Genomic DNA, 20,305 nt, shown 5'->3' on the forward strand with positions numbered 1-20,305 from the left:
CTTTATTTTTAAAGGGATTTAAATGATGGTTCAGGGAAATCGCAAGCCAATGATTATTATTACCGGTTCTTCAGGAAATATAGGTACATCATTAATGCAGGCGCTGCAAGATGATTTTCAGGTGATTGGTTTTGATCAAGATGAAGCGACCTGTGATATTGCTTTTGACATTACCTCTGACTCTTCTGTTACTTTAGCATTTAAGTTCTTAAAAGAAAAATATGGCGATCAAATCAAAGCGGTGATTCACCTTGCCGCTTATTTTGATTTCAGCGGGGAGGAATCACCGCTTTATGAAGAAGTGAATGTTAAAGGGACAAGACGATTATTGGCGGCGTTGCAGGATTTTGTCGTTGAGCGATTTATTTATTCCAGTACCATGCTGGCGCATAAGCCTTGTGAACCCGGTGAAATGATCAATGAAAAAACACCGCTTGCTCCCAAATGGATTTATCCGCAATCGAAAGTTCGTGCGGAAGAAATCATTGAAAAACATCATGGTAAAATTCCTTATCTTATACTGAGGCTTGCTGGGTTATATAATGAATTTACCTGTGTGCCAACGTTGGCGAGCCAGATTGCAAGAATTTATGAGCGAGATATAAAAAGTCATTTATATGCTGGAAATTGCAAGACAGGTCAATCTTTTATTCATCAGAAAGATCTGATTGAATTATTTAAAAAAGCAATTCAACATCAGGATAAATTGGCTGGGAAAGAAATCATTCTTGCCGGAGAACCTGAAACCGTCAGCTATGAAACATTACAGCATCTTATCATGGATTTGATTCATGATGAAAAATCCAAGCTGTATAACATTCCTGTACCTATCGCCAAAGCTGGTGCCTGGATAGAAGAACAATCAGAACCAATCATTCCAGATGATTTTGATCAAGGTGAAAAACCATTTATTCGTCCTTTTATGATTGACAGGGCATCGGATCATTATGCTCTGGATATTAGTAAAGCACGAGAAAAGCTTCGATGGGCGCCTAAACATGCGATTAAAGAAACGCTTCCTAAGATAATCAATCATTTAAAACAGGATCCCAAACGGTGGTACCAAGAAAATGGACTGACTCTGCCGGATTGGATGAAAGCATTGAAAGATAAACAACTTGATAAAATACGGGCACGTTATGAGACGAATTTTAGACAACAACATCAACAAAATTTATGGGCCCATTTTTTAAATATCGGGATGGGTTTTTGGCTGCTTACTTCTCCTGTCATGTTTGAGTATCAGTCCCCATTCCTTATGTTCAGTGATATCATTAGTGGCATATTATTGATTTTTTTTGCGTTTTTATGTTTATCCTGGCGATTTTCCGGGGTTCGATGGCTTTGTGCTGCCCTTGGATTGTGGTTGATTTTTGCCCCGCTTGTCTTTTGGGCTCCTACGGCAGCTGCGTATCTTAACGATACACTGATTGGTTCACTTGTCATTGGTTTTTCCGTATTGGTGCGTCCGGATGCCGGTGTGGCTCCCAATGCCGCCATGACTGGCCCTGTTATTCCTCCAGGCTGGGATTATTCGCCTTCAAGTTGGTTTCAGAGACTTCCCATTATTATTCTTGCTTTTATAGGGTTATTCATTTCTCGTTATTTGACGTCTTATCAATTAGGTCATATTGAGCATGTGTGGGAACCTTTTTTCCCGGGAAGCTTAAATGATCCTAAAAATGGGACGGAAGAAATCATTACGTCTTATGTATCAGAAGCCTGGCCTGTCTCGGATGCAGGGCTTGGGGCAGTGGTTTATCTTTTAGAAATCCTTACAGGCATCATTGGGGGAGCAAATCGCTGGCGCGCCATGCCGTGGCTGGTTTTATTGTTTGGTATTATGATTGTTCCTTTAGGTGTCGTATCAATAACGTTTATTGTCATTCAGCCTATCTTACTAGATACGTGGTGTACTTTATGTCTGATTGCAGCTGTGGCCATGTTAATTCAAGTTCCTTACTCATTTGATGAGTTAATCGCAACCGGGGTGTTTTTATGGCGACGCTGGCGAGCCGGAAGACCATTGTTACGTATTCTCTTTGTGGGTGATACGGATGAGGAAAATAGAAAAAAAAGAGAGCACGATGATTTTGAACAATCTTCGAATATCATCATCAGAGAAATGTTAAGCGGTGGTATCACATTACCCTGGAATTTATTAGCATGTATCGCCATTGGAGTCTGGTTAATGTTTACACGCTTAACGTTAGAGGCATCAGGAGGTATGGCTAATGCCGATCATTTGATTGGTTCTTTGATTATTACGGTCACCGTGACCGCATTGGCAGAAGTGGTTCGGGCAATACGTTTTATTAATTTGATATTTGCATTGGCATTATTTATAACACCGTTCATGTATGGCGCTAGTCTGGTTGCAACGTTGGCCAGTATTGCATGTGCAGTATTGTTGTTCATTTTGACGATACCTCGCGGCAGAATTGTCTCATCCTATGGGAAGTGGAATAAAGTAATTGTTTAGCTGGGTTCTAAAAGCCCATGATCATCTTGGCTATCATAAAATAAATCAAGAGTCCGGTTGCATCGATAATGGTGGAGACAAAAGGTGCGCTGACTACAGCGGGATCTAAATTTAAAATTCTGGCCAGTATGGGCATAAGAGACCCTGTAAAAGCTGCCATCGTGCAGATGGCAAGTAAACTCAATGATATAATGAGTGCAATATTTTGCTGAAAGATAAGCCAAACGATGAGATAGCCTGCCAACCCTAAGCTCAACCCAAGCAAAATGCCGACGGCTGTTTCGCGTAAGGCAACGGTTAAAAAATCGCTGACTCGAACATCGTCTACGGCAAGAGCACGGACAATGGTTGTAGCGGATTGTGAGCCGGTATTGCCTCCAATACCAATCAATAAGGGGATAAAGAGAGCAAGAACGATGACTTGGTTGAGTGTTGTTTCGAAAGCATGTAAAACATTAACCGTCAATGTTCCGGCAATGGCAAGCATAGAAAGCCAAATGATTCTTATTTTCATTAAACGAAAAACAGGAACAGAAAGATAGGGGTTGCCTAGAGGACCTGAGGCACTACCTCGTATGATGTCTTCTGTTTCCTCCAGCTGCATGATGTCCATGGCGTCATCAATTGTGACAAGACCAACTAGATGGTGGCCTTTTTCTACAATCGGTACCGCAAGCCAATCCGTTGATTGAATAAATCGTGCGACTTTTTCCTGATCATCGTAGACAGAGAAACTTTTTATTTCTTTATACATTAATTGGGTAATCACTTGTTTGGGATCGGCCATAACTAATCTATCAAGCTCAACCACGCCTTCCAGGTGCATGTTTTCATCTACTACTGGCAAGATGTATATTGTTTCTGCTTCTTTTCCAGTTGCTCTAATCTTTTTTAGTGCTTCTTCGACCGTCATTTCAGCGTGGAGTGATATAAAAAAAGGACTCATGATCCGTCCCGCTGTTTCATTAGGGTACTTGAGCAGTAAAGAGGTGGCTCGACGTTCTTTTGCACTTAAGCGGTGAAGAAATCGCTCAACTGTTTCATGAGGTAATTCATCAAACAATCGAGCACGATCATCGGGTTCCATTTTTTCAAGCAATGCAAGTGCTTTCTTACTGTCAATATCTTGGATAATTTGTGCCTGATGAACCGGTTCTACATAGCTGAATATTTTATCGGCTCTATTGGGAGATAAGAGATTAAATAATTCACTGCGCTTCTCCCTTGCCGCATGGTTTAACTCCTTGACAATCGTGGGAATGCTAGCTTCTGCAAGCAGTCGCGCTAATTCTTTTGTCGGCAAATTTTTTTTACTTATTCTCATTTTTGCTCCCAGGATTCTTTATGGGATAAATAATAGACTTTTTCCGTGCAAGATTCGCGACAAAATTTTTATAAAAATCAGTTACAAGCGTAGTTGGTTTTTACTGTTTTTACCAGAAAATAGTCGGACGGTATACTTCCACTTTGTTTCTGATGTTTGATAAAAGGGTGAGAGATGATTGATAATAGCATTAAATATTATTTGACGCTGTCATTAAAAAGAAATAAACCGCTCCCCCAATACCTAACATTCCGGTTAGAAATAGGCTCATGATAAAAGCGAAACGGTTGTGGGCTATTATCCAAATCAGACCAAATTTAGAAATAAAACTTGCTGTAACGACGATGGCTAATAATTGGGTGCTTTCTGATAAAGAAAGGCTTTTTTCATTGTAAAGTAGTGCAATGGCGTAAGCCATCCCATGAATTTCAAATAAGCCAGTGATAAAAGCAGTCAGGGGCAATGCTTGTGGTCCAATGTATTGTTTTGTTGCAGCAACGAAGAGTAAGATGCCCATAATTAATAAACCAAGTTTGATAATGGCTTTAATATCTAGGGGGTTAGGATAGGTTATTTTGATTTTATGTTCACCATTATGGTGCATAAAAATCCAGGAAAATAGTCCGCCAAAAAGAATAGCGGCAAGAATTGGCCAGATGATGTATTGTAGTAATCTTGGTGCAACAACAAAAAGCACAATTATAAAGCCTAATAGCGTTGCAATGGTTGCAAAAACACCTGCAATAACGGCTGAAAAACTGCTTTGCTTTTGCTTGCGTTTTGCGTGGGAGAGTGATGCAAATACAGCAGTAGAGGAGACCAGACCACCAAAAAAACCAATTAAAATCATGCCCAGATGTTCACCAAAAAGACGAATACCAATATAGCCTCCGAATTGCAAGCTTGCTAGGATAAGTAAAATAATCCCGAAGTTTTGTGGATTAAACAGCTGCCATGGATCAATCATTCGATTGGGCAGAAATGAAATAATACTTAAAGAGATAATGAGAATGGTAATCGCTGCTTCTATTTCTTTTGTTGTTATTTTTTCTTTGGCAAAACGATGCAAACTGCGTCGCCCATAAAGAATAATTAATACGGTGGTTGCAATGCAAATGGCTAATAGCACCTGATGTAAGATTAAATAACCCAGCATGAATACGGTTGCTGCTGCCATTTCAGTTGTAATACCAATCATTTTGCTTGCTTGGCGGCTTCGGGTTGCTCGCAGATAGCTGAGTAGTATTGCAGTAAAAACAAATAAACTTAGCGAAAAAGTCAAACTATAATCATTAATTTTTGCTGCCAGCGTGCCTAAGAGAGCAAACAATATAAAAGTACGCATACCAAGGGCTTTGGTGCTTTCGATATGACTGCGTTCCCGCTCTATTCCGATCAGTAAACCAATCATGAAAGAAAGTAGGAAAGGCTGTATGGCTGCAAGCATGGTGATTGGCTCCTAATCGTGTCTTCCATATTATGGTATTTGCAAGTTTCAATATACAAGCACACATTGATAATCACGTTTTTAACGTGAGTTTGTTATCTCATCGGTCATCTGCCCAACGTTTTTTGCTTGTAAGCTGTTCTATACTTTTAGTTATTAGGAGATTTTTCCATTGGAAGGAGAAGAACATGAATTCATTAATAGAGGATTATCCAGAGCAGTTTTTTAATAACGATGAGACACCTTGTATTTCTCTTTACCAACCTACTCATCGTACTCGCCCTGAAAAAGAACAAGACATTATTCGTTTCAAAAATCTGCTTAAATCTATTGAAAAATCATTGCAGCAAAAATACCCAGAAAAAAAAATCGAATCTCTGTTGAAGCCATTTCAAACATTAATGGCTGATCATGAATTTTGGAATTATACGCTGGATGGCATGGCCATTTTAGCGACACCAAGCTCATTTCGAGTGTATACTTTGCCGCGAGCGGTGGTGGAACTTGCAGTAGTAGCCAATAATTTTCATATTAAACCACTCATACGCCTGATGCAAACAGCGGAACGTTATCAAATTCTTGCTTTAAGCCGTGAACGAGTTAAATTGTTTGAAGGCAATCGTGATGGACTTGAAGAAGTCAAGCTGGCTAAAGAAGTTCCGGATACGATCATCAAGGCACTAGGTTCTGAATTGACTGAGCCCCATTTAAAAGTTGCCAGTTATGGTAAAGGAACAGCAGGGCCTGCCATGTATCATGGACATGGGGCCAGAAAAGACGATGTCGATTTGGATGAAGAACGATTCTTTCGTCACGTCGATGAGGCCATCTTAAAGCATCATTCTCGAACTGCAAAATTACCTCTGATTCTTGCAGCCTTGCCAGAATATCATCATTTATTTCATAAAATAAGTGAAAATCCTTACTTGCTTGCTGATGGTATTAAACTTAATCCGGATGATGCATCACTGGATGAATTACGAGAGCGCGCCTGGAAGTTGGTTGAACCGCATTATCTGAGGCGATTAGATGAAATTATAAATAAATTTTCAAAAGCCGATTCTAAGAATCTTGGTTCAGATGATCTAGAAAAGATCGCTAAGGCGGCTGTTGCAGGACGAGTATCTACCGTACTGATTGATGCAGATAAGCGAATCCCAGGGCAAATAAATCACGATTCTGGTGAGGTAACATTAAATAAACTGTTGAATCCAGAGACCGATGATTTACTGGATGATATCAGTGAGCTGGTTTTGAAAACGCATGGCGATGTCTTAATTGTGCCAAGCAATAAGATGCCTACGCAAACAGGGATTGCCGCCATTTATCGTTTTTAATCTGGAATGTAGACATGCTTCAGAGAAAAAATAGTCCAAAACGGTGGTATGGTTATTTACCGCACGTCTTTATGTTGATTTATTTTGTGGGTTTTTATTTATTTGCATGGGCGGAAAAACCACCGAATTCTAATGCTGAAGAGATACAGTCGTCTACCAGTACAATGCCTGAAGTGTCACATCACGTTGAAATTAAGCCTTCAGCGCGTGATGAAGAGATTCGTCAGCGAATCGAAAGCATCTTGATTGCAACGACTTGGTATGAAGAAACTCAGGTGAAAGTAAATGACGGTGTGGTCTTTCTGCAAGGAAAAGCAAAGACTGAAGCGCATAAAAAATGGGCTGAAAATTTGGCGCGTAATACACAGGGTGTCGTTGCTGTTGTTAACGAGATTAAAATCGTCGGTCATACCTCTTGGTATTTCCAGCAAATTATGTGAATTAGTTCTTAATGACGACCTGGCTGTTCTGTCTGATATTTATGCAATAGTCGTTCAACGTCTGCAATATAGGTTCGTCCATTATCTTTTGCTTGCATATTTTCTGCTTCAGCAATTTGTCTTAAGTTAATATCGTCTAGCCAATTAGTTAATAATTTTATTTTCTCTGCAACCGATAAGGTTCTATCTTGTTCAACTTCAATTGGTTTTTTATAATAATTAAGTGGATTAGCAATTTTATCCTGAGTCGTGTTCATTTTGTTCCCTTATTCCGATTATTCCTATATTAATTTTAGTCGATCATGAGGATTTGTTAACAAAAAATGATTAGGATTCAATGCCGGCCATAAAAGACCATTTCAGTGCTTTTTTTGCTGTTAAATCCACGGGTGTTACAGCGGTTTTAGGAACGTAAACGGTAAATCCCCCGATTTGATAACTCATTGGGATGTATATGGAAATCAAAGACTCATCGCCAATGCCTGCGGGTGATTTATCAAAATCAGTGCGGGTGACAATGCCAAGCATCTTAAGATTTAAATGCTCAAGATGAACCATAACGACTTCTTCATTTTCAGGCTTCGTCGGTGAAGTCAAATATTTGATGATGGATTGCAGTGACTCATAGAGTTCGCCAAGAATGGGTAATTTGCCTATAAATTTATTTAATACGTGGTTCAAATGTTGAGTGATATACACCTGAAGCAAGAGGCCCATGACAAAAACGATGATTAAAGCGGTTAATAACCCCATTCCGGGAAAATAATAGGAGCCTAAAATGGCTTTTAAAAATTGACTGAATGTTGCTTCGATGCTTCCTAATAGCCACCAAAGAAAATAAAATGTTAAATATAAGGGTAATAAAGTAAAGAGTCCTTTCCAGAAAATGGATGAAATTTTGCCGTTCAAGTGCATGTTTACCTCCTTTTTGTTGTTTTTTGTAGTCGGACAATCACTTTAAAAACCTTATTTCACATGATTGTAGTGGAAAACTCTCTGGCTCCTAAGGAATGTTATGACTTTTGTCGTGGATGCTCGAATTTTATCGACTTGTTTTAAGCTCAGTGATTGGCCATTGTCGCAGGTGTTTTTAAAAAATAATGCTGAATTTCCCTGGCTTATTCTGGTTCCCCGTGTGGAAAATATACAGGACATTGACCAATTACCACAACAACAGCGTTATGTACTTATGGATGAAATCAATGAACTTTCGGCCATTGTCCGTGCATATTTTAAACCGGATAAACTAAATATGGGCGCCTTGGGAAATCTTGTTCCGCAATTACATGTTCATGTGATTGCTCGTTTTGTGAATGATAAACTATGGCCTCATGGTATTTGGCAAGTTTCACAACCTAATAAAGAATATGCCGCAGACAAGTGCAATGAGTTGATTCGAGAGCTCAAGAAGCGGCTTAATGCTTCATTTGTATTCCGCTAAAGGCTCTTGATCGGGAAAAATTTCAGCCAGTGAAACAGAAAAGCCATCTTCTCTCACAATCCTTGCATGCTTACGCTGTAATTGTCTAGGCTCATCTACGCCGCAAGAATGACATAGAATAGCGACTTCATGCGCCATATTATTTGCATAATGATAGACGCGTTCTGCTTTATCACTAGGAACAAGACCACGTTGCAGACGGGGATTATGAGTGGTTATGCCGGTAGGGCACGTGTTATTGTGGCATTTCATCGCTTGTATGCAGCCTAGAGCCAGCATGAATCCACGCGCCGAATTGACAAAATCAGCCCCTGCACAAAGCGCCCATGTGACATCGGCCGGGGTGATTAACTTTCCACTGGCAATGACTTTGATGCGTTCACGTAAATTATAAAGAGTCAAAATATCAACCAGACGGGGAAGCGATTCTTGAATAGGGATGCCCATATAGTCCATGAGGCCTTGTGGGGATGCCCCAGTGCCGCCGTCAGCACTATCCAGGGTAATAAAATCAGGTGCATGGTCGATTCCACGTTTGTGAATGCTAAGACAAAGATCATGAACCCACTCATAACTACCCAACACAAATTTGCATCCTACTGGTTTGCCAGTAATGTGGCGAATATGTTCAATAATATCAAGTAGTTCCTCTACATTACTGATGTCGATATGGCGATTTGGACTGATAGAATCTGTATGAATTGGAATGCCCCGGATTTCTGAAATTTCTTTTGTTACTTTAATCGCAGGCAGGATACCGCCTTTTCCTGGTTTTGCTCCTTGGCTTAATTTTATTTCAAACATTTTGATGGCATTTTCATTAGCCAATTTCTGCAGGCGTTCGTCTGAAAGATAACCGTTTGCATCGCGAAAACCGTATTTTGCTGTACCAATCTGGGCAATCACATCGCAACCATATTCCAAATGGTAAGGAGAAATGCCTCCTTCGCCGGTATTTAACCAACAGCCAGCCATTTTCGCTCCTTTGCCCAGAGCTAGAATAGCTGGTTTGGAAATGGCGCCGTAGCTCATGGCAGAAATATTAAAAATATGCGAGGATGTGTAAGGTTGCTCGCATTTGGGGCCAATGGTTAAGGGACGTATCGTGGCTTTATCTCTGGCAAGTGGAGGAAAGGGGGCGCTGACAAAATAAACCGTACCGGTATTATGTAATGGCCGCGTTGAGCCAAAACCAATGGTTGTATCGACGTTTTTAGAGGCGCGATAAACCCAACTGCGCTCGGCGCGATTAAATGGTAACTCTTCGCGATCTCCAGCAAAGAAATACTGCCGTAAATACTCACCTAAATATTCACCAAGATAACGAAAATGACCAATCAAAGGGAAGTTGCGCAAAATCGCATGTTTTTTCTGGATTCTATCCCAAACATATAACCCCACTAGAAATACAATTAAACTTATGCTGAAGACAAGCCAGAGCAGTTCATCGATTTCCCAGGCACGAAGTAAAAAAAGGTCCTTAGGGCTCAGCGCAATTTTATCCACGGTATTTCCTTATGACGGAATTATTTTTACCGCAATCATAACGTGTGCTTTCCTATAAATTCCATACCTTCCTGCTTTTGATTTTAAAAACGGTTTCAATGCAGTGGTATATACTTATAATAAGCAGATTATAAAGAGGGCATCGTTATGGCATCCAATACATCCTTAGCGAATCATTTGTTGATTGCAATGCCCTCCTTGCGTGACCCAAATTTTAAGAGGGCAGTTATTTATGTCTGTGAACATCATGTTCAAGGCACTGTTGGCCTGATTATAAATCGTCCTATGGAATATCCTATGAGTATGGTGTTTGATCAGTTGCATATTGAGCCAAGGCATATTGAACGGAATAATATGCCATTATTATTTGGTGGGCCAATCCAGCCGGATAGAGGATTTGTTATTCATCGTCCCTTTGGTGAATGGCGGTCAAGTCTGGCTTTGCGCGATGACGTGACGGTGACGACTTCAAATGATATTATTCGCGCTATTGCTGATGATCACGGCCCTAAAGATGTGCTGGTTACGTTAGGTTATGTGGGTTGGAGTGAAAATCAATTGGAACAGGAAATGCTTGACAACGTTTGGCTGGTTTGTCCTTATACGCCTGAATTGTTGTATGAAGTCCCTTTTGAAGATCGTTGGGAATATGCTGGCTTAAGCATTGGAGTAAACATGAATCAATTAACTTCCAGTGCCGGTCATGCGTGAAGGCGTTTTCTTAGGGTTTGATTTTGGATATAAACGAATTGGTGTAGCGGTTGGCCAGCGGCTGACTGCTAGCGCATCTCCATTGATTACCCTGGAGGCAAAACAAGGGGTTCCTGACTGGGATAGCATTCAAAAACTGATAAACGACTGGCGCCCTGCCGGCCTTATTGTTGGTTTGCCAACGACGCTCAACGATGGCAAGCTTTACACCACAAAAGCCAGTAAGACATTTGCATCTGAGCTTAGAGAGCGTTTTTCTCTTCCAGTCTATCTCGTCGATGAACGTTTATCCACAGTAGAAGCTCGCGCGCATTTATTTGCACAAGGAGGATATCGTAAAATTAAACAAGCAGAAATTGATAGCATTGCAGCCTGTATTATTCTAGAACAATGGTTACAGCATCCAGACGTTCAAAATAACTGAATTAGCTTCAAATAATGAGTTTTCTTTAGTGACTCGCTTTTAAGGGATATTACATTATAAAATACGTATCAACGTGCTTGTTGCAATGAGGTATTATAAACATGAGACATTTTCTGCAAATCAGTCAGTTATCCCGGCAAGAGGCAGACCGATTGATAGAACGTGCTCTGATATTGAAAAATCATGCCAATTTTCCTGCTTATTCTCAATTCACGGTGGCTAATCTTTTCTATGAAAACAGCACCCGCACACGCGTCAGTTTTGAACTTGCCGCCAAAAAATTAAGGATGTCTGTCATTAATTTGGATTTACAAAGCTCTTCAGAAAAGAAAGGTGAAACCATTGGAGATACGATAAAAACACTTACTGCCATGGGGATCTCATTTCTCGTAATTCGTCATTCAGAAGATGGTTTGCCACAATTATTGGCAGCACAGTGTAATGATGTGGTGCAAATCATCAATGCAGGCGATGGCAAGCATGCTCATCCCAGCCAGGCCCTGTTGGACATGATGACCATTATGGAGACTAAACCTCATCTCAGTCAGTTAAAGATTGCCGTTGTCGGTGATATCCGTCATTCGCGTGTGGCTAATTCCATGCAAGCGTTATGTGCTTTGATGGGGGTTGGCGAATTGATTTTTGTCGCTCCCGATATCTGGCAACCGGAATCGGTTGCTTTCGGCCAGATTACTTCTTCTTTACGGGATGGTATAAAAGAAGCTGATGTGGTGATGTGTTTGCGTGTGCAACGAGAGCGTTTATTGGCCTCAGAGCATCTTGACGTGGAGACTTATCGTCGTGATTATGCCTTGACGAAGGAGGTGTTAGCCTATGCCAAACCAGATGCGGTCGTGATGCATCCAGGCCCCATGAACCGTGGTATAGAAATCGACAATGATGTGGCGGATGGGCTTCAATCGGTTATCTTGCGGCAAGTACATAATGGCGTGTTCATGCGCATGGCTATTTTTGACTTATTATGTAAAGCGGCTTAGTTTGAGCTGCCGCAGCTATGTTATATTAAAATGGTTTGTCTCAAGCTTCGTAGTAAACAGAAGTGTTTTCGTCAGGGAAGCGCCTTTACTCCCCCCATCTATCAAGGTTTCCAAAATAACTCCCAGGGATATAACCGCCGCCAGCCACTTCTGTCAGATCAGTAAGCGCCACCTTTCCCTTTTTGCCAGTAATCAGTGGGAATGGAATGACATTTACTGGCAATTGCATAGCTTCTTCTTTGCTTGCAACCACTTGAAAACAAAGACCTGGCTGCAGTTTGATGCCTTCTTTTTCTAATACTTCTGTTGGCTTCTCTTTTAATCGTTGCTTGAATCGTTCATCCTTTTGAATTTTTTGATAAATGCGTTGTACTAATACATCCAGCTCCTCTTGAGGCATAGCAAATATATCTTCATAGTTCATTGCTTTCTTCATTATGGCACCTTTATTAACGTAATAAAGAAACTCATTCGTTACTTAATTATATTATAAATAAAAAATAATGTTCTTTTTGACCGATATATAATCATTATTTGGATTTATTTAAGACGTTATGGATGCAGAAGGCATCATTTGTTTGAATGATAATGCTTGCTGTAAGTCCGATAACTCGACCCGTTCTTCATGCCGCATGTCGGTAATGGTTCTGGCGACTTTAAGTAAGCGATGAAAAGCTCGTGCGGACAATTTCAGGCGATTAATGGCTTTGCTTAAAAATTCTTGTTCTTTTTTGCCTAAGAAACAGACTGTTTCGCAGTCTTTAGCGTTGAGTGCTGCATTAACGCATCCTTGTCTGTTTAATTGCAGTTGTCTAATCTCAGTAACGATTTTTCTTATTTTCATACTTTCTCCACCGGCTGTTTGATTTGGTTTGACAAGCTCATCCTCAGAAAGCGCATGTACTGTTACCTGCATGTCAATACGGTCAAGCAATGGGCCGGATAATTTGGCAAGATAACGATTTATTCGTTCAGGTGTGCATACACAAGTTGCTTTCGGATTCCCCCATTGACCACAGGGGCATGGATTCATGGCGGCCAGCAATTGGAAGCGTGCAGGAAATTCGGTTTGGGTTGCTGCTCTGGAAATGCATATATGGCCTGATTCCAGTGGCTCACGCAAGGTTTCCAGGACTTGGCGGTGGAATTCTGGTAATTCATCAAGGAATAGTACGCCATGGTGGGCCAGTGAAATTTCACCCGGTCTCGGCGGGTTCCCTCCACCCACTAAAGCCACGGGCGATGCGGTATGATGAGGCGCCCTGAAAGGAGGCTCGCGCCAATGGGAAAAATTTAGCGATCGTCCACGAACGGATCGAATGGCTGCACATTCTAAGGCCTGTGATTCAGATAATTCTGGCAGCAGCGTACAAAAGCGACTCGCTAGCATCGTTTTCCCACTGCCCGGAGGACCGCTTAATAAAATGCTATGGCCACCACATGCGGCAATCTCCATGGCAAATTTTGCATGATTTTGACCTTTGATGTCCGACCAGTCTAATTCATGATCTTCTAGTGTGTTTTTTGGTCGTTCTGGCAAAGGATGTAAAGGGAGGCCTTGGCTTAGATAACCACAGACTGCACGTAAGTTATCAGCCGTTTTTACATCATTTTGTCCGGCAAGAGACGCTTCTTTTTCATTGGCACGAGCAATGATTAATTGATGTTGCTCGCGTTGTGAGGCAATCACGATCGGAATAATTCCTGAGATTCCTCGAAGATTACCATTCAATGCCAGCTCTGCAATAAATTCATGGGAGTCTAGCTTATGAATAGGGATTTGTCCTGATGCAGCCAAAATGCCAATCGCGATGGGCAAATCAAACCCTCCACCTGTCTTTGGTAAATCAGCTGGCGCAAGATTAACCGTTATTTTTCGACATGGAAATTCAAACTGGCTATTGATGATGGCGCTGCGCACGCGATCTTTGCTTTCTTTTACAGCAGTTTCTGCCAATCCTACGATGGTGAAAGCAGGTATGCCATTGGATAAGTGGACTTCCACTGAGACGGGTTGGGCATTAATGCCCAAAGCACTGCGCGTTTTAATAATAGCCAGGCTCATGATGATGCTCTATTTTTTAGGTTGGACCGGATTTATTCTACTTCATGAAAGAGAATTCGTCGATGTTTTCACAGAAGTGGTTTACAACATCCTAGAACTTGGATTAAATGTTGAATATTTAACTGGAGGTATTGTTGTCTTTATTTGCAGCAAGTAAGGCATCGACTTGCTTTTGCAATGCTTCAACTTTATCCCGGGTACGCGCTAGTACTTTGATTTGGATATCAAATTCTTCGCGAGTGACTAAATCCATTCGAGTGAATGCCGATTGTAATATTTCCCGGAATTTTTGTTGAATCTCATTTTCAAAATTTTGTACACTGGCGGGTAAAGTGGCGTAAAGTTTTTTTGCCAGCTCTTCAAATTGGCTGATTTCAACCATTACATAACTCCTGCTGCATCGTTTATTGCCCAGGATTAAAGTCTAACAAAATCAGCTTGAAACAGCTATGAGAAATCTTTACCAAGATTTTTTTAAGGTAAAAGAAATGAAAATGATTGTTGCAATTATCAAGCCTTTTAAGTTGGATGATGTTCATGAAGCACTCATGGAAATCGGTGTTCCTGGCATTACGGTTTCTGAAACCAGAGGATTTGGCCGCCAAAAAGGTCATACGGAACTCTATCGAGGGGCTGAATACGTTGTTGATTTTCTGCCTAAAATAAAAATCGAGCTTGCTTTGCCCGATAAAATGGTTGAATTAGCAATCGATGCCATTTGCAAATCAGCTTATACAGGCAAGATTGGTGATGGTAAAATTTTTGTCTATGATTTACAACAAGTGGTGCGAGTCAGGACTGGCGAAGTTGGTGAAGATGCATTAAGTTAGCGTTCTAGGAAAAATCTTTCCTCACATTATTTAGGGTCCATAGATAACAGGCCCTCCTGAGATTTATCGTAATGACTGGGTTATAAAATCCCACTCTTGTGCACTGACTGGCATGACGGATAAGCGGTTGCCTTTACGCAGCAGAGGCATTTGTTCCAGTTCAGGAGAGTGCTTAAGGGTCGTTAAGGAAATAAGTTCAGGAAATTTTTCTTTAAAACGAATGTCAACCATAAACCACCTTGGATGTTCAGGAGTGCTGTTGGCATCCGGATGCTCGCTATTAGGATCAAACGCTGTATAATCCGGGTAAGCGGTACTGACCACTTCTGCAATCCCCACAATGCCTGGCGGATTGCAATTTGAATGATAAAAAAAGACCAAATCGCCAAGATTCATATCACGCATAAAATTGCGCGCTTGATAGTTACGTACACCATCCCAAGGTGTTGTTTGTTGTGGTGATTTGCGTAAGTCGTCAATACTGAAACAAGAGGGTTCAGATTTCATTAACCAATAATGAGTCATGATTTACTCCAATAAATTGCACGTTCAGTTACAATCACGGATAACGGTATATCCCAGGGTTGTGGGGCAATGAACGAAAGACGTTGAAAATCGTACGCTACACCTATCAAACAACGAGTTTTATATTTCTCTAACGTTCGATCATAATAGCCTGCCCCCATGCCTAGCCGTGTTCCCTGGTCGTCAAAAGCAACGAGGGGCATAAAAATAATATCGAGTTCATCGGGTCTTAGAGCTTGTTCTGACTGACCACAGGGTTCTTGAATGCCAAAGCGGTTTTTATAAAATTGTGTTGCTGGCGTTGCCGGAAGAAATGACAAACTAAGATCTTCATTCAGTGTGGGAAAATAGCAATATTTGCCTTGCAAGGGAGCAGATTTCCATAAGCTGCCCAAGTCAACTTCACCATGAACCGATTGATAAAGCGCTATGCGTTTGGCGTAGCGATATTTTTCTAGAGTGCGAATACGTGAGCATATTTTATTGGCTGCAGCTTGCTTATAATCAAGTGTCAAATTTTTGCGTATTAGTCGATACGTTTGTCTTAGTGCTTCTTTAAATCGGTCAGCCATAATAAATTGGTTAGATAATTTTTTATTGATTATCACGTAGATATATTTCATAGTTCAAGACAAATGAAAAAATAGCTAGGCAAAAAAAAAAAAATAGGGTATATAGCTTGCACCTTTTTAAGTCTTTGCTTCATAAGGGTAATAATAGTTATCGCAGGAGCAAAGAGTATTGCTATTTAAACTTTCGAGAGGATAGCATGACTGAACTATATGATGAAGAAGAAAAAGAGCTGATTGCAGAAGACGAGTTTGTAGAAGCGGATGAGATTATTTTAGATGATTCTAACCGTCCGCCTTCTGATGCACGCAAGCGTTTGGAAAATTTATTAGAAGAAAAGCGCCTGCGTGATGAATTAGAAGATTTTCTTGACTACTAAGACTTGTGAGCAGGCTATACCGTTCTTGGCCGATGATCGAATTTTTCTGGGTGAAGGATTGTTTGAAACCATAAAAATTATAAATCATCGTCCTTGTTATGCCGAGCTGCACTGGCAGCGCATGTCAAGTGCCGCCTCAAAACTTCAAATTTCTTATGAACAAAGTTATGAAGCATGGTATGAATTGCTTCTTCAATGCATAGGCTGTGCAAAGCTTCAAACTGGCGGGATAAGGGTGATTTTAACAAGTGGCCGTGCTACCCGTGGGCTGTGTGTTCAGGGTGATCACCCAAGCTTGCTGTTAGAACCATTTGTCTATCAGTCGATGTGCCAGGCGTTGAATCTGGTAACTGCCCCTTGGTTGCGTGATGCAAATAACCCTGTTTATCAATTGAAAACGGTTAATTACCTGGAATCCATTTTAGCCCGTCGACATGCTCTATCCATGAACGCCGATGATGCTTTATTTTTTAATATGCAGCATCATATTACTGAGACTACAGTCGCTAATCTTTTTGTGATTCATCAAAATAAGCTCTATACACCACCCATTACCTGTGGGGTGCTACCAGGCATTATAAGAAATCGTTTATTGAGTTTGTGCCTGAAACATACTATTGAATGCCAAGAAGAGGTTTTGCAAAAAGAATGGATTATAAATGCTGATGCTGTATTTGTTACCAATGTTTTACAAGGCATTAGACCAGTCCGATCTTTGGACGGCGTTCTATTAAATCTCGAACATCCTTTATTAAACCAACTGCAGGATCTGTTAAAAGAGGATGAAGAATTATCCATTGCGCTTAAGCTGTCTAACTCTAAATAAGATAAGCAAGACACCAAGAGAAACTAGAAAAAATAAACTGATTCGTTTATAGAGTTCGCCTGAATGAATAAGCATATCCATGCCAGCATAGCCACAATAAGTTGAAACAATTTCGGTGGGGATCAAAAAAATGATGGTGGTCATGAAATAATGACTAAATTTTATACGCGTTAGGCCTAAGCCGTAATTGACTAAACTAAAAGGAACAATTGGTACGATGCGCAATAAAGCTATAAATTGCCAGCCCCACCGTTCGACGCCTGTAATAAGCTTGTTTATTGGTTTATTTTGTTTGTTGGCTAGCCAATCAAAAGCGAAATGACGACTAATAAAAAAAGCACAACTAGCCCCTAAAGTGGCACCTATTAAATTAAATAATGTACCGAGGATAGGACCAAAGAGGATTCCTCCTGCTAAGGTCAAAACCATCGTAGGCAAGAAAGAAAGTGTTGCAAAACAATATAAAAGTAAAAATATAAGAGGGGCAATGAAACCTAATTTATCAATCCAATGGATGATGATTGGGATATTTTGTTGAAAAATAGACGCGCAAACAGCCAACGCTGCTATCGCGAGAGCGATGCAGAGTCCTTTCATGAATAGCAGTAATTAAGCAGCATGCTGGCTACTTTATTACAGGTATTTATTTAAGGCAAGCTAATAAAACCTTAATCTTTGATGTGTATGATGGACTCAGAGGGTTATTTTATGCGGAGCTATCATGAGTGGCAGCACAACGTACATGCTTGATAGATTAAAGCTTGGGCATCCATCGACTTCGGTCCAAGTAGGTGAATCTGAAACGAGCCAGAAAAGCAAAGAAATCAAAACGGACTCACCTATTCATGATCAGCCTACCCAGGAAGAACAGGTAGGGGATGATAAGAATCTGGAATTACAGCCAACTCCGACGAACAATGCTTCTCCTGCTTTAGCTGATGTGTTAGCCAAATGTCTTTTGCCACAAGATAAAAACGAAAATACTATATTCTAGCTATTATATTAACAGTCTCTAAAGCTTGCATTGCCTTTTCTGCACGATATACTTTAACTTAAACAGGCAAGAAAGAGGAATGGTATGGCTGGATTTTCGCAAACATCGCATTGGCGTGATTCTGCTCGCAGCGCCCGTTTTTTTGTAGTGGATGCTAGAGCAGCATTTCCTATTTTTCTTTTTCTAATGCATATTCGTATTTGGACTGGCATATTGGTCATCGTCTCGGCTATATTTTTTGGTGTTCTTGAACACTATGGTTTTACTGTGCCGGTTTTTTTACGTTGGATCAGGACGTTTATCGCCGGTAGTGTGAAATCTTCGCAGCCTTGGTGGCGTTAACTATGAAAATAGACATCAGCAAAGGCATGGCATTAATCGCGGCCAGTATGAATGCAAAATTTTATTTGAACGATCGATTTGTCAGTTTTGATGAGGTATTTTCCGCGACTGGATTATTACCAGCGATCGCTAAGCGTGCCGACCAACTTTGTTCATTATGTCTCGGGTATGGTTTAGGCGTAAGCTTCGATGAAGCAGAAAATGCGCTTTTAGGAACCCGGGTTGTGTTTGATGAAGTCACGCCAAATGTGTTGCGGTTGTTATGCATGACGGATGTGTTGAATGAATTGATTCAAGGTGGGCCAAGTCGCGATTATACACCTTTGGATGAATTGATGTATGATTAGGTAAAGTGTAAAGAATGTGCAAATAAAGGATGATTTAAGGTTTTATTAAGTTAAATTCTGTTAAGCTATCTTTAACAACAAACATATTTTTGAGATTACTATGGCAGTGTCAAATCGATGGGACAGAGTAAGAAGTGAAGGTTCTAGTGACGGTCTTAGCACGCATGGTCTTTTTAGTGGAGAGGCCTCGTCAGGAGTTTCGACGAAAGAGGCTGCGGTGAAGGCCTCGCAGAATGTAGAAAATCTTCTTGGAGCAACCACCCGTGCAGAGGCCATTTCACCTTCAGAGTCTGGTAAACAAGCGGTTGCAACGCTTTCTACCTGCACGAGGCAAATCAAGGCAGAGATTTATGGAGAACCTGCTCAGAAAGTTGTAGCAGGAGAGCAACAATCAGTGGCTTCAACGGCTAAAGAAACTGAAGAGCATCATGAGGAGCATCAATCATCACTCAGAATATAAGTCAATGAATTGAATAAACCTTAAAACGTGTTACCATTCCAGAATAAATGTGCTGCACACCAGTCTACATAGAGATGAATTGGTGCTATAATTTACAATAAACCAAGGGTGTGCCTGCAAATCCGACTGCGTTCAGCACCAACTTGTTGATCTGTTTATGCCCGCCCGCCTGTCTCCGCAACGTTGTCTCGTGCGAATATTTTGTGGTGAGGGGGGTGTCTTAGTATACTCAAAATGGTGGTAATATCCTGACTTTTATGAAAGATGAATTATCCGAAGAACAAGCGAACTCCATATTAAAGGCTCTGGATGATGCAATTGAGCAAGGTCCGTGGGATGAGTCAAATTTTTTGCGGGTGATTGGTAAAAAATTACGTGAAATTCGCGAACGTTTTGCGAGTCAGGTTCATTTATCTGATCAAGAAAAAGAAAAAATACCTTCTCATCTGGCTAACCGAATTGCTTTGCGTAGCGGTCAGCGGGAAATTTTCGTGGCACTTTATTCTTCTACTGGCAGTAATCTGTCGTCCTGGGAGCGGATTGTGGCTAATCTGCCAAGCCAAATGATTTCAAGGCCAATCTATGCCAACGAGAAAGACGTTAAAGAAATCATAGGAACCAAAGAAAATAAAATAAATGAAGGGTATGTTTCCATTTACATCAGTCAAAATGATATTTTGCCTACTCCTGCAGAAAAAACGCCCGTTGATAAGCTCGGTAAGTCATTATTAACGCTAAAAGACAGGGCGTTGAAATTGGAAAATATTGATCGCTTCGTCCATATTTCCGGTACATATAAATACACTGGTGGCCGGTTGATTAAAGTTTCCAATCATGAATTAGAAAGGCCTATGTAA

Annotated in this window: 26 protein-coding genes; 15 read left to right on the forward strand and 11 right to left on the reverse strand. The window is 40.8% G+C overall.

Annotation, left to right across the window (positions count from 1 at the left end; translation table 11 throughout):
- The first annotated feature begins 22 nt into the window (after positions 1–22).
- Positions 23–2,482, forward strand: coding sequence for a vitamin K epoxide reductase family protein (locus tag E1O52_RS11840; protein ID WP_207384206.1), 2,460 nt, complete (start codon positions 23–25; stop codon positions 2,480–2,482).
- Between the two features lie 7 nt (positions 2,483–2,489).
- Here E1O52_RS11840 and mgtE read toward each other — a convergent pair whose 3' ends face one another.
- Together mgtE and E1O52_RS11850 are read right to left on the reverse strand one after the other, a co-directional pair.
- Complete coding sequence (gene mgtE, locus E1O52_RS11845) at positions 2,490–3,806, reverse strand: magnesium transporter (RefSeq protein ID WP_133128917.1); 1,317 nt, start codon at positions 3,804–3,806, stop codon at positions 2,490–2,492.
- Between the two features lie 190 nt (positions 3,807–3,996).
- Positions 3,997–5,253 carry an MgtC/SapB family protein gene (locus tag E1O52_RS11850; protein WP_133128918.1) on the reverse strand — a complete coding sequence of 419 codons (1,257 nt, stop codon included), beginning with the start codon at positions 5,251–5,253 and terminating at the stop codon, positions 3,997–3,999.
- A gap of 188 nt (positions 5,254–5,441) precedes the next feature.
- Here E1O52_RS11850 and E1O52_RS11855 point away from each other — a divergent pair, with 188 nt between their 5' ends.
- Positions 5,442–6,590: a baeRF3 domain-containing protein gene (locus E1O52_RS11855; protein ID WP_133128919.1), complete on the forward strand. Its 1,149-nt coding sequence runs from the start codon at positions 5,442–5,444 to the stop codon at positions 6,588–6,590.
- A 14-nt stretch (positions 6,591–6,604) separates the two neighbouring features.
- On the forward strand, positions 6,605–7,030 hold the full coding sequence (locus E1O52_RS11860; protein WP_133128920.1) for a BON domain-containing protein: 426 nt from the start codon (positions 6,605–6,607) through the stop codon (positions 7,028–7,030).
- Positions 7,031–7,038: 8 nt separating this feature from the next.
- On the opposite strand, the gene E1O52_RS11865 is transcribed toward E1O52_RS11860, so the two are convergent.
- A complete protein-coding gene (locus tag E1O52_RS11865) occupies positions 7,039–7,287 on the reverse strand; it encodes a hypothetical protein (protein ID WP_133128921.1) in 249 nt (82 codons plus the stop codon).
- 70 nt (positions 7,288–7,357) lie between these two features.
- A complete protein-coding gene (locus E1O52_RS11870; protein WP_133128922.1) occupies positions 7,358–7,945 on the reverse strand; it encodes a DUF502 domain-containing protein in 588 nt (195 codons plus the stop codon).
- A gap of 100 nt (positions 7,946–8,045) precedes the next feature.
- Here E1O52_RS11870 and E1O52_RS11875 point away from each other — a divergent pair, with 100 nt between their 5' ends.
- The gene (locus E1O52_RS11875) at positions 8,046–8,471 is read left to right on the forward strand and encodes an HIT domain-containing protein (protein ID WP_133128923.1); all 426 of its coding nucleotides are present in this window, start codon (positions 8,046–8,048) and stop codon (positions 8,469–8,471) included.
- On the opposite strand, the gene E1O52_RS11880 is transcribed toward E1O52_RS11875, so the two are convergent.
- The gene (locus E1O52_RS11880; RefSeq protein WP_242602243.1) at positions 8,454–9,977 is read right to left on the reverse strand and encodes an FMN-binding glutamate synthase family protein; all 1,524 of its coding nucleotides are present in this window, start codon (positions 9,975–9,977) and stop codon (positions 8,454–8,456) included. The genes E1O52_RS11875 and E1O52_RS11880 overlap by 18 nt on opposite strands.
- A gap of 147 nt (positions 9,978–10,124) precedes the next feature.
- On the opposite strand from E1O52_RS11880, the gene E1O52_RS11885 reads away from it, so the two are divergent.
- The 3 genes from E1O52_RS11885 to E1O52_RS11895 all read left to right on the forward strand — a co-directional run bounded on the left by E1O52_RS11885 (position 10,125) and on the right by E1O52_RS11895 (position 12,110).
- Positions 10,125–10,688, forward strand: coding sequence for a YqgE/AlgH family protein (locus E1O52_RS11885; RefSeq protein WP_133128924.1), 564 nt, complete (start codon positions 10,125–10,127; stop codon positions 10,686–10,688).
- Positions 10,681–11,112, forward strand: coding sequence for a Holliday junction resolvase RuvX (ruvX, locus tag E1O52_RS11890; RefSeq protein WP_133128925.1), 432 nt, complete (start codon positions 10,681–10,683; stop codon positions 11,110–11,112). The genes E1O52_RS11885 and ruvX overlap by 8 nt, the downstream gene beginning before the upstream one ends.
- A 101-nt stretch (positions 11,113–11,213) precedes the next feature.
- A complete protein-coding gene (locus E1O52_RS11895; RefSeq protein WP_133128926.1) occupies positions 11,214–12,110 on the forward strand; it encodes an aspartate carbamoyltransferase catalytic subunit in 897 nt (298 codons plus the stop codon).
- An 85-nt stretch (positions 12,111–12,195) separates the two neighbouring features.
- Here E1O52_RS11895 and E1O52_RS11900 read toward each other — a convergent pair whose 3' ends face one another.
- The 3 genes from E1O52_RS11900 to ubiK all read right to left on the reverse strand — a co-directional run bounded on the left by E1O52_RS11900 (position 12,196) and on the right by ubiK (position 14,557).
- Positions 12,196–12,546, reverse strand: a complete 351-nt coding sequence (locus tag E1O52_RS11900; RefSeq protein ID WP_133128927.1) for a hypothetical protein — start codon at positions 12,544–12,546, stop codon at positions 12,196–12,198.
- 108 nt (positions 12,547–12,654) lie between these two features.
- Complete coding sequence (locus tag E1O52_RS11905) at positions 12,655–14,175, reverse strand: YifB family Mg chelatase-like AAA ATPase (protein ID WP_133128928.1); 1,521 nt, start codon at positions 14,173–14,175, stop codon at positions 12,655–12,657.
- A 118-nt stretch (positions 14,176–14,293) separates the two neighbouring features.
- The gene (gene ubiK / locus E1O52_RS11910; RefSeq protein ID WP_133128929.1) at positions 14,294–14,557 is read right to left on the reverse strand and encodes a ubiquinone biosynthesis accessory factor UbiK; all 264 of its coding nucleotides are present in this window, start codon (positions 14,555–14,557) and stop codon (positions 14,294–14,296) included.
- 106 nt (positions 14,558–14,663) lie between these two features.
- On the opposite strand from ubiK, the gene E1O52_RS11915 reads away from it, so the two are divergent.
- Positions 14,664–15,005 (forward strand): P-II family nitrogen regulator, encoded by a 342-nt coding sequence (locus E1O52_RS11915; RefSeq protein WP_133128930.1) that lies wholly within the window; start codon positions 14,664–14,666, stop codon positions 15,003–15,005.
- 63 nt (positions 15,006–15,068) lie between these two features.
- Here the strand turns inward: E1O52_RS11915 and E1O52_RS11920 are convergent, their stop codons facing one another.
- Together E1O52_RS11920 and E1O52_RS11925 are read right to left on the reverse strand one after the other, a co-directional pair.
- On the reverse strand, positions 15,069–15,530 hold the full coding sequence (locus E1O52_RS11920) for an EVE domain-containing protein (protein ID WP_133128931.1): 462 nt from the start codon (positions 15,528–15,530) through the stop codon (positions 15,069–15,071).
- Positions 15,527–16,102 carry a 5-formyltetrahydrofolate cyclo-ligase gene (locus E1O52_RS11925; protein WP_133128949.1) on the reverse strand — a complete coding sequence of 192 codons (576 nt, stop codon included), beginning with the start codon at positions 16,100–16,102 and terminating at the stop codon, positions 15,527–15,529. Before E1O52_RS11925 ends, E1O52_RS11920 begins: the two co-directional genes overlap by 4 nt.
- A 197-nt stretch (positions 16,103–16,299) precedes the next feature.
- On the opposite strand from E1O52_RS11925, the gene E1O52_RS11930 reads away from it, so the two are divergent.
- Both E1O52_RS11930 and E1O52_RS11935 read left to right on the forward strand, forming a co-directional pair.
- Positions 16,300–16,479, forward strand: a complete 180-nt coding sequence (locus tag E1O52_RS11930) for a PA3496 family putative envelope integrity protein (RefSeq protein ID WP_133128932.1) — start codon at positions 16,300–16,302, stop codon at positions 16,477–16,479.
- Entirely contained in the window at positions 16,469–17,305 is an 837-nt protein-coding gene (locus E1O52_RS11935; protein WP_242602245.1) for an aminotransferase class IV, read from the forward strand. Before E1O52_RS11930 ends, E1O52_RS11935 begins: the two co-directional genes overlap by 11 nt.
- Here the strand turns inward: E1O52_RS11935 and E1O52_RS11940 are convergent.
- Positions 17,270–17,902: a TVP38/TMEM64 family protein gene (locus tag E1O52_RS11940; RefSeq protein WP_133128934.1), complete on the reverse strand. Its 633-nt coding sequence runs from the start codon at positions 17,900–17,902 to the stop codon at positions 17,270–17,272. The genes E1O52_RS11935 and E1O52_RS11940 overlap by 36 nt on opposite strands.
- Positions 17,903–18,026: 124 nt before the next feature.
- On the opposite strand from E1O52_RS11940, the gene E1O52_RS11945 reads away from it, so the two are divergent.
- From E1O52_RS11945 to icmQ, 5 genes are all read left to right on the forward strand, one after another.
- Complete coding sequence (locus tag E1O52_RS11945; RefSeq protein ID WP_133128935.1) at positions 18,027–18,299, forward strand: hypothetical protein; 273 nt, start codon at positions 18,027–18,029, stop codon at positions 18,297–18,299.
- Between the two features lie 84 nt (positions 18,300–18,383).
- On the forward strand, positions 18,384–18,641 hold the full coding sequence (gene icmT / locus E1O52_RS11950; RefSeq protein ID WP_133128936.1) for an IcmT/TraK family protein: 258 nt from the start codon (positions 18,384–18,386) through the stop codon (positions 18,639–18,641).
- Positions 18,642–18,643: 2 nt separating this feature from the next.
- A complete protein-coding gene (locus E1O52_RS11955) occupies positions 18,644–18,988 on the forward strand; it encodes a type IV secretion IcmS family protein (protein WP_133128937.1) in 345 nt (114 codons plus the stop codon).
- 100 nt (positions 18,989–19,088) lie between these two features.
- Entirely contained in the window at positions 19,089–19,448 is a 360-nt protein-coding gene (locus tag E1O52_RS11960) for a hypothetical protein (protein ID WP_133128938.1), read from the forward strand.
- A 257-nt stretch (positions 19,449–19,705) separates the two neighbouring features.
- Positions 19,706–20,305: a Dot/Icm secretion system protein IcmQ gene (gene icmQ, locus E1O52_RS11965; RefSeq protein WP_133128939.1), complete on the forward strand. Its 600-nt coding sequence runs from the start codon at positions 19,706–19,708 to the stop codon at positions 20,303–20,305.

The organism is Legionella nagasakiensis (assembly GCF_900639915.1).
Lineage (GTDB): Bacteria > Pseudomonadota > Gammaproteobacteria > Legionellales > Legionellaceae > Legionella_A > Legionella_A nagasakiensis.